Origin of the sequence: Psychrobacter sp. AOP5-GZ1-6 (assembly GCF_052376345.1) — a bacterium.
Taxonomy (GTDB): domain Bacteria; phylum Pseudomonadota; class Gammaproteobacteria; order Pseudomonadales; family Moraxellaceae; genus Psychrobacter.
The window spans coordinates 1-8624 of sequence record NZ_JBQSVP010000125.1; the positions used below are offsets into that span (position 1 = coordinate 1).

Below are 8624 nucleotides of genomic sequence, written 5' to 3' on the forward strand. Positions count from 1 at the left end.
ATATCTGTTAATTCCATACCTAAGCTGGCGTTCACGCTTAAAGACTCGGTATCTTGTTGGTCAGTTTGAAGGATGTCTGGGCTAACACGATCACCATGGCTATCGAATTTGCCACCGGTACTACCGTAATCCACATCTAAGCGTCCATATACTCGCTCGCCACCATAACCTAAGGTTTGCCCAACGCTATAACCCAACGATTCAGAATCAAAGTTTCGACTGCTACTAATGCCTAGTCGGGTTTGTCTGATAGGACCATAGCCCACATCTGACTTGGTCACTAGGTTGATTAGGCCGCCAGCTGCACCAGCACCATAAATACTAGTAGCACCAGATAGTACTTCTACTCGCTCAAGCTGGGCAGGATCAATACTATTCAGCTCTCGTGACAGACTACGTGAGCTACTTAATGGTACACCATTAAGTAAGTATTGTACTGGACGACCGTGCATGGTGGTGCCGTAGTTACTCGTTGAGCTGCTACTGGCACCTAAACTTGGAATCAGCTGTGCCAATATATCGCCTGTGGTACGGTCACCTGTGGCCTGCACCTGAATCTCTTGTTCAGTAAGCACTTGAGTGACAGCCGGCATCTCACTAATTTTTTGCGCCAGTGCCGTACCAGTTCTGGCATTTGCAGTCACTGTGATGGCATCCAGAGTCACGCTTGGTTCTTCAGTAGAAGTTGCGCTTGAGTCTGACACTTCTGATGCACCAACAGCATTGTTAGTGCTGTCGTTGATATTGGTTTGAGCGTATAACTGTTGGCTGATACAAAGAGTCAAAACGGATAAGGCAAGTTGATGACGACTTTTCATAGTTTCACTTCATTTAGTTGGATGATCAAATAGAGGCACTGACTGATGCTGAGATAGCAATACTGGGTATACTAAAGTTGTGAATAGTATTGTAAATGATAATGGTTTTTGTTTCTATACTTATTTGTTTTGTATCAGGTTTTGTATTCTCAATTCAATCTATAGCCATTTTAGTGCTCTCAAAAGCATCAAATAGCGGGTTATCATTTCAATATTATCAGTACTGATTTTTTATATGACAGTGGTCTGATACAGTCCAAAAACTCGAGCAATAATTATTCAAAAAATTAACAATATTTATTTATATAATGTTTATTTGTATATCAATGTGCTATAGTTAATATATTGCTATTAACCAACGATAAGGAAAGATTGATATGAGAAAGAATCAACATTCATGTGAGAATCATTCGTGCCATAATGATACAGCACCAGTTAGCGCGCCGGCTTTTCCTCAACTAAACCAGCCAGCGCCTGATTTTACAGCGTTAACCACTGATGGTATGAAGTCATTGGCTGACTATAAAGGTAAATGGTTGGTGTTGTTCTCGCATCCTGCGGATTTCACCCCTGTATGTACCACTGAGTTTATGGCATTCGCTACTAAAGCGGCAGATTTTCGTGCCAAAAACTGTGAGTTATTAGGGTTGTCTATTGATAGTGTACATTCGCATATTGCTTGGATGCGTAATATCAAAGAAAACTTTGGTGTAGAGATTACCTTTCCCATTATTGCTGATTTATCGATGCAGGTTGCCAAATCTTATGGCATGATTCAGCCTGGTGCCAGTGACACCTCGGCAGTACGAGCCACCTTTATCATCGATCCTGAAGGTGTATTGCGGGCAATGATCTACTATCCAATGAGCAATGGCCGCTCGGTTGATGAATTCTTGCGCTTGCTTGAGGCGCTACAAACCAGTGATGAAAACAATATTGCTACACCAGAGAATTGGCAAGCAGGAGATCCTGTTATCGTACCACCACCACGTACCGCTACAGAAGCCGAAAGTCGTGTGGACGATGGTTATGATTATACGGACTGGTATTTTAGTAAAAAAACACTCTAATAGAAGTGAGCTTTATTTTGATAGTGGATATTGAGTAAATATAGGCGTGTTGATGATTCGACACGCCTAATTTTTTTACCTTTTTAAGTTTCTACCGTTTTTTACGGTTTCTATTTATGTTATCGACTACTGATATTGAGGGTCGTCTTAAACAGGCTAATCTCAAAAAATTTATCTCTCCAAGGAGAAAAAATGAAAACAATTATATTGTCACTATTCATCCTGTTTGGTTTGACTTCCTATGCAAGTGCGGAAGATGCGCTATCTGTGCCACCACAAGAGGTTTGGAATCTTGTACAAGAAGCTCCGGACGAGCTGCTGTTTATTGATGTGCGTGATCCAGTAGAAATCATGTTTATCGGTTTTACAGATGCTGTAGATATCAACATTCCTTTTAAGCTAGTTGATCGTACTCAGTTTAATGATAGCAAAGGCAGTTTTGCCATGCAGAGCAACCCAAACTTTGCCTCTGATGTAAAAAAAGCATTAAAAGCCAAAGGTCTAGGTAACGACGCGCTTATTGTGACTATGTGCCGGTCTGGATCTGCACGTGGCAAGCCCAGTGCTGATTATCTATTATCGCAAGGGTTTTCAAACGTTAAATATATCGATCACGGCTTTCAGGGCAGTACGGTAAAAGAAGGTGATATGAAAGGGTTTCGTGTAGTGAATGGCTGGCAAAACTCAGGTTTACCTTGGTCGTCAAAGATTAATGCTGACAAAATCAACAAGCCGTAAGCTTTTTAGGAATGATACAGGTGTGTTTTTTAGAATGACGACACACCTTAGCAATATTACGACTGATGACAAGAGTTATCGGCAAGGGTTTGTAGAATTCCACAGGATACCGCCGAAGTACTGCTGACGCATTTTTGACGTAATACGGTTAGATGCTGCTTTAACTGTGCCAGCTCTTGCATACGCACCTCCACCGCGTGAATATGCTCATCCAATAAGATATCTACATCACCGCAGTCTTTATCAGGCTCATCCCAGTACCCAAGTAGCGTCTTCACTTCACTCAATGTCATGTCCAGCGTCCGGCAATGCATGATGAATTGTAGACGCTCGACATGGTCTTCACGATATAAGCGATAGTTTCCGGCGCTACGAGAGGGCTCTGGTAGTAACCCTTCCTTTTCATAATAGCGAATGGTTTCTACGGTGGCACCGACTCGTTTAGCGAGCGCGCCAATTTTAATGGGCATAATGAATGACCTCTATTCTCTAGAAAGTTAATAGCAAACAGTCTTAACCTTAAAGTCCTAACACTAAAGTAACTATAAGGTCTGATGTCCAACAAATCAAGGCTATCGGATTGAAGGTTGCCAAATTGAATATTTATAGTCTTGACTCTAAAGCCACTAGAGGGTTCATAATATCTTTATTGAAAAGGATAAATTATTATGAAATATCATATTGAAGGTATGGACTGTGCTGGCTGTGTTAGCAAGATTGAAAAGGCGCTCACCCGTATGCCGGGCGTTGACGATATAGAGCTGAGCTTTGCGACGGAAAAGTTATCATTGACGTTGGCGGCTGATTCGACCACGCAACTCAGCGATATCGAAAAAACCATCAAACGACTGGGCTTTGGTATATCTGCCTATACAGATTCATCAATCGCCTCACATACGGATGATGATGCATCAGAGACACCAGAGCCGCGTTGGTGGCAAACCCTAAAAGGCAAGCAAGTGCTAGTTGTCGGTATTCTGATGGCTGTCGCATATACACTCGCATTACTGTTTCCTGATTATGGTATATGGGTGTTCGCGGTAGCGGTGATTGCTAGTGTGTATCCATTTGTCCGAAAAGCTTTTGCTCTAGCGATGTCAGGTTCGCCTTTTTCGATTGAAATGCTGATGTCGGTTGCTGCCATTGGCGCGCTGATTATTGGGGAAGCCGAAGAGGCTGCTGCGGTTGTGTTTTTATTTTCGATTGGTGAGCTATTAGAAAGCGTGGCTGCTGATCGCGCACGTGCTGGTATTAAGGCACTGGCATCACTGGTGCCAAAAACGGCAGTATTGCTTGATAAAAATGGCGAACAGCATGACGTTTCGGCTTCATCGTTGCAGGTAAATGACCTCGTACTCGTGCGCCCCGGCGATAGAGTGTCTGCCGATGGTGTCATCGAACAAGGTACGTCTAGCCTTGATGATTCACCAGTAACAGGTGAGTCTGTACCAGTTGCTAAAATGGTAGGTGATGATGTGTTCGCAGGGTCAATCAACATAGATGGCGCGCTACAGGTACGTGTACAGAAAACAGCAGCGGACAACACGATTGCACGTATTATTGAGCTCGTAGAGCAGGCGCAGGCTTCCAAAGCACCAACTGCGCGTTTTATCGAAAAATTCAGTCGATACTACACACCCGCAGTGATGGCGATTGCCTTATTGATTATTATTATTCCACCGTTAGCTCTAGGCGGCGAGTGGGCCACTTGGCTGTATCGTGGCTTGGCACTCTTGCTCATTGCTTGCCCGTGCGCTTTGGTTTTATCAACCCCAGCCGCTGTTGCCTCTGGTCTAGCGGTCGCTGCGCGTCGTGGCTTGCTGATCAAAGGTGGTAGCGCCTTAGAAGCGATTGGTCGTGTGAACACAGTTGCTTTTGACAAAACAGGTACCTTAACCGAAGGCAAGCCACGCGTTACTGACGTTATTTCTTTTACACAAAAGGATATGGATTTTCAATCTAAACATGAGGTATTGGCGCTCTTTGCTAGTGTAGAGTCCGGCTCTAATCACCCACTTGCGAGGGCTATTGTAGATCATGCGAGAGACACTCAAGTTGCCGTACCTGTGCCCACCAATGCCTATGCGACTGCTGGTAAAGCGGTGCATGCAACAGTCTCTGGGCAGTCTCTAGCCATTGGTTCGCCTGTCTATGCTGCTGACGTTGCATTGCTGTCGCCCAAACAACAAGCACAAATTGAATCGCTACAACACGATGGCAAGACGGTTTCGGTGCTGTTTGATGAGCAGAGCGGTGACGTCCTTGGATTGGTCGCGTTACGAGATGAATTGCGAGAGAGTGCTCAAACAGGGGTGGCACAGCTTAAAGCCATGGGTATTCGTTCAGTGATGCTCACAGGCGACAACCATCGTACTGCGCAGGCACTGGCTAGCAACTTAGACATACAATGGCAAGCCGAGCTGCTGCCAGAAGACAAATTGCGTCTGCTAAATGAGATGAGAGACAATACCCAAATAGCGATGGTGGGCGATGGTATCAATGATGCTCCAGCGCTCGCCACCGCAGATATCGGCATCGCCATGGGCGGTGGTACTGATGTGGCTATCGAAACAGCGGATGTTGCGTTATTAAAAAGCCGTGTGACCGATGTCGCTCATCTAGTGGCACTGTCACGGGCAACCATGTCTAATATTCATCAAAACGTGATTTTTGCACTGGGTCTAAAAGGTGTTTTTCTCATCACTACCGTACTGGGTGTGACAGGTCTATGGCTCGCTGTCATAGCGGATACTGGCGCAACTATTTTGGTTACGCTGAATGCGCTGCGATTGCTTAGATTCAAGTTTAAAGCAGCAACGCAGCCATAAGTCTTGCTTTCCATTTCTAGACTGCCTTCCATTTCTAGCTTATATGATCATTTTTTGTGCCTTTACACAACCTCTCGAAAGCTAAAGATGAATATAATTCATCTTTAGCTTAAATTGTATCGTTTTTATTCATGTTCTGATTTAGGTATGATTCATTTCATACACAAATTTGGTTTTATCTCAGATATTGAGAACAGATTAAGGCAGTCAATCACCATGAGTACACCGTTTACATATTCAGTTTCGAGCATTCGTTTTGATGAAAACTATCAGCCTGCAGACAGCACACGTCTGACGACTAATTTTGCAAACTTGGCGCGTGGCGAACATCGCGAAGAGAACCTACGCAAAACGTTAAGAATGATAGACAATCGCTTTAACGCATTGGCGCATTGGGACAACCCAACAGCAGACCGCTATTCTGTTGACGTAGATATTATTTCTGTAAACATGGATATCGAAGGCAACGGCAATAATTTTCCTATTATTGAAACCTTAAAAACAACGATTACTGATCATAAAGACAACACCCGTATTGAGGGTATGATTGGTAACAGTTTTTCTTCTTATGTGCGCGATTATGATTTTAGTATCGTACTGCTAGATCATTTTGATAAAAAACCAGGTGAGCCGGTGCCCAAAAACTTTGGTGACTTACATGGTAAGTTGTTTCAAGACTTATTGAATTCAGAGGCATACAAAGCGCAATTTAATAAAAAGCCAGTGATTTGCCTCAGTGTTTCAACCAGTAAGACGTATCATCGCACTACCAATCATCACCCTGTGCTAGGGGTTGAATATAGACAAGACGAGTATTCGTTAACCGATGATTACTTTCACAAAATGGGTCTGACCGTTCGTTACTTCATGCCTGTCGGCAGTGTGGCACCGTTAGCGTTTTATTTCGCTGGTGATTTGCTAAGTGATTACACTGATTTTGAGCTAATCAGTGCAATCAGTACCATGGAAACGTTTCAAAAGATCTACCGTCCTGAAATTTACAATGCCAACTCTACAGCGAGTCAAGTGTATCAACCAAGTCTCAAGTATCAAGATTACTCACTGACGCAAATTGTATATGACCGCGAGGAGCGCAGTCAGATGGCGGTGACACAAGGTAAGTTTACGGAAGAAACATTTATCAAGCCATACCAAGACATTCTTGAAGAGTGGGCTGCAAGCTATACCGTTGATAGTCAAGCAGATAAAAAACAAACCAATAATAAATATGCTGCTTAACCGAGCACACGAGAGAAGACAAACAACCATGACAAAACTATTATTACCAACATCAACCGCTGGCAGCTTACCGAAACCGTCTTGGCTGGCAGAACCTGAAAAAATTTGGTCACCTTGGGCATTAGAAGGCGAGCAGTTGATTGAAGCCAAGCAAGATGCATTGCGTTTGTCACTACAAGAACAAGTACATGCAGGTATTGATATCGTCAGCGATGGCGAGCAGACTCGTCAGCATTTCGTGACCACGTTTATCGAACATCTCGATGGTGTTGATTTTGAAAATCGTGAGACAGTCAAAATCCGTGATCGCTATGATGCGAGTGTGCCATCAGTGGTCGGTGCGGTGAGCCGTCAAAAGCCAGTATTTGTAGAAGATGCCAAGTTTTTACGTCAGCAGACCAATCAGCCAATCAAATGGGCCTTGCCAGGGCCGATGACGATGATTGATACACTGTATGACGATCATTATAAAAGTCGTGAGAAACTGGCTTGGGAATTTGCTAAAATCCTGAATCAAGAAGCAAAAGAGCTAGAGGCCGCTGGCGTTGATATTATCCAATTCGATGAACCAGCATTTAATGTGTTCTTTGATGATGTGAATGACTGGGGTATTGCTACTTTAGAGCGTGCTATTGAAGGTCTAAAATGCGAAACAGCAGTACATATTTGCTACGGTTATGGTATCGAAGCCAATAATAACTGGAAAAAGACACTGGGTTCAGAATGGCGTCAATATGAAAAGGCCTTTCCTCAGCTGCAACAGTCTAAGATTGATATTGTCTCACTGGAGTGTCAAAACTCACATGTGCCAATGGATTTGATTGAATTGATTCGTGGTAAAAAAGTAATGGTTGGTGCCATTGATGTGGCAACCAATACCATTGAGACACCAGAAGAAGTGGCCAACACACTACGTAAAGCATTACAATTTGTCGATGCTGACAAGCTGTATCCTGCCACCAATTGCGGTATGGCACCGTTGTCACGCCAAGTGGCTCGTGGCAAGCTTGCGGCATTAAGTGCAGGCGCACAGATCGTTCGTCAAGAGCTGACTGCGTAGAGCTTATCAAACAAACTGATGTAAATTCGGCATTGGTAGCTTTGGTATTGGTAACGCTGGTAAGTTTTGCAGGCTAGGATTTTAACTTGAATGATGCTTATTAAAGTTCAGTCGTTGAGGAGATTCTATTTAAAGAATCTCCCTTTGCAAAACTAAAATTGAAGCACAATTTTTTAACGTTTCACAGGATTTCAGTAATGATTAAAGATATGATTGAAGCAACCGATTTTAGAGATGCCATGTCTTTGTTAACGACTGCGGTCAATGTTGTCACCACAGAAGGTGCCTCTGGCGTTCATGGGTTTACAGCATCGGCAGTATGCAGTGTCACAGATACACCGCCAACTTTGCTCGTCTGTATGAACCAGACGTCTCGGTCGCATGCGTATTTTGTTGAAAACAAAACATTGTGTGTCAATGTGTTGGGCGCTCATCATGAGCCCGTCTCTAACGCTTTTGCCTCAAAATTACATTCAGAAGAACGTTTCAAACAAGGCGCTTGGTCTCAGCTAGTAACAGGCTCTCCTATTTTAGAAGATGCATTGGTCAGTTTCGACTGTGAGATTGAGCAAATTCAGAAAGTAGGCACGCACAGTGTGTTTATGTGCCGAGTAGTCGCCATCAAAAAATCTGAGCAACCAGATGGACAAGAAGAAAGCTTGGTTTACTTTAATCGTGCTTACTCTCGAGTGGGTCAAGTGGATATCGCTTAAGTCAATCATCCGGCCATTATCGAATGGCCATCAAACTATTCATCGTCAATCTGAGAAGTAACTATCCCGTGGAATTAATCATTTTTTTAGTCATAGGTGCCCTCGCAGGATTTGCTGCGGGGCTTTTTGGTGTGGGCGGTGGAACCATCATCGTGCCA

General features: G+C 43.6%; 8 protein-coding genes. 6 read left to right on the forward strand and 2 right to left on the reverse strand.

Translation table 11 applies throughout. The annotated features are described in order from the left end of the window. Nucleotides 1-818: TonB-dependent receptor plug domain-containing protein (locus tag ACT3RN_RS12735; RefSeq protein WP_444518697.1), on the reverse strand; the 818-nt coding region annotated here is incomplete at its 3' end. A gap of 377 nt (nt 819-1195) precedes the next feature. On the opposite strand from ACT3RN_RS12735, the gene ACT3RN_RS12740 reads away from it, so the two are divergent. Both ACT3RN_RS12740 and ACT3RN_RS12745 read left to right on the forward strand, forming a co-directional pair. Continuing rightward, the gene (locus ACT3RN_RS12740; RefSeq protein WP_192519471.1) at nt 1196-1888 is read left to right on the forward strand and encodes a peroxiredoxin; all 693 of its coding nucleotides are present in this window, start codon (nt 1196-1198) and stop codon (nt 1886-1888) included. Nucleotides 1889-2080: 192 nt separating this feature from the next. Continuing rightward, nucleotides 2081-2626 carry a rhodanese-like domain-containing protein gene (locus ACT3RN_RS12745; RefSeq protein ID WP_192519470.1) on the forward strand — a complete coding sequence of 182 codons (546 nt, stop codon included), beginning with the start codon at nt 2081-2083 and terminating at the stop codon, nt 2624-2626. 56 nt (nt 2627-2682) lie between these two features. On the opposite strand, the gene cadR is transcribed toward ACT3RN_RS12745, so the two are convergent. Beyond that, a complete protein-coding gene (cadR, locus tag ACT3RN_RS12750; protein WP_192519469.1) occupies nt 2683-3096 on the reverse strand; it encodes a Cd(II)/Pb(II)-responsive transcriptional regulator in 414 nt (137 codons plus the stop codon). Nucleotides 3097-3294: 198 nt separating this feature from the next. Here cadR and ACT3RN_RS12755 point away from each other — a divergent pair, with 198 nt between their 5' ends. The 4 genes from ACT3RN_RS12755 to ACT3RN_RS12770 all read left to right on the forward strand — a co-directional run bounded on the left by ACT3RN_RS12755 (nt 3295) and on the right by ACT3RN_RS12770 (nt 8466). Further along, on the forward strand, nt 3295-5454 hold the full coding sequence (locus ACT3RN_RS12755; RefSeq protein ID WP_192519468.1) for a heavy metal translocating P-type ATPase: 2160 nt from the start codon (nt 3295-3297) through the stop codon (nt 5452-5454). 216 nt (nt 5455-5670) lie between these two features. Next, nucleotides 5671-6693, forward strand: coding sequence for a DUF1852 domain-containing protein (locus tag ACT3RN_RS12760; protein ID WP_192519467.1), 1023 nt, complete (start codon nt 5671-5673; stop codon nt 6691-6693). A gap of 28 nt (nt 6694-6721) precedes the next feature. Then, entirely contained in the window at nt 6722-7753 is a 1032-nt protein-coding gene (locus tag ACT3RN_RS12765; RefSeq protein ID WP_192519466.1) for a methionine synthase, read from the forward strand. 209 nt (nt 7754-7962) lie between these two features. After that, complete coding sequence (locus ACT3RN_RS12770) at nt 7963-8466, forward strand: flavin reductase (RefSeq protein ID WP_192519479.1); 504 nt, start codon at nt 7963-7965, stop codon at nt 8464-8466. Nucleotides 8467-8624 lie beyond the last annotated feature (158 nt).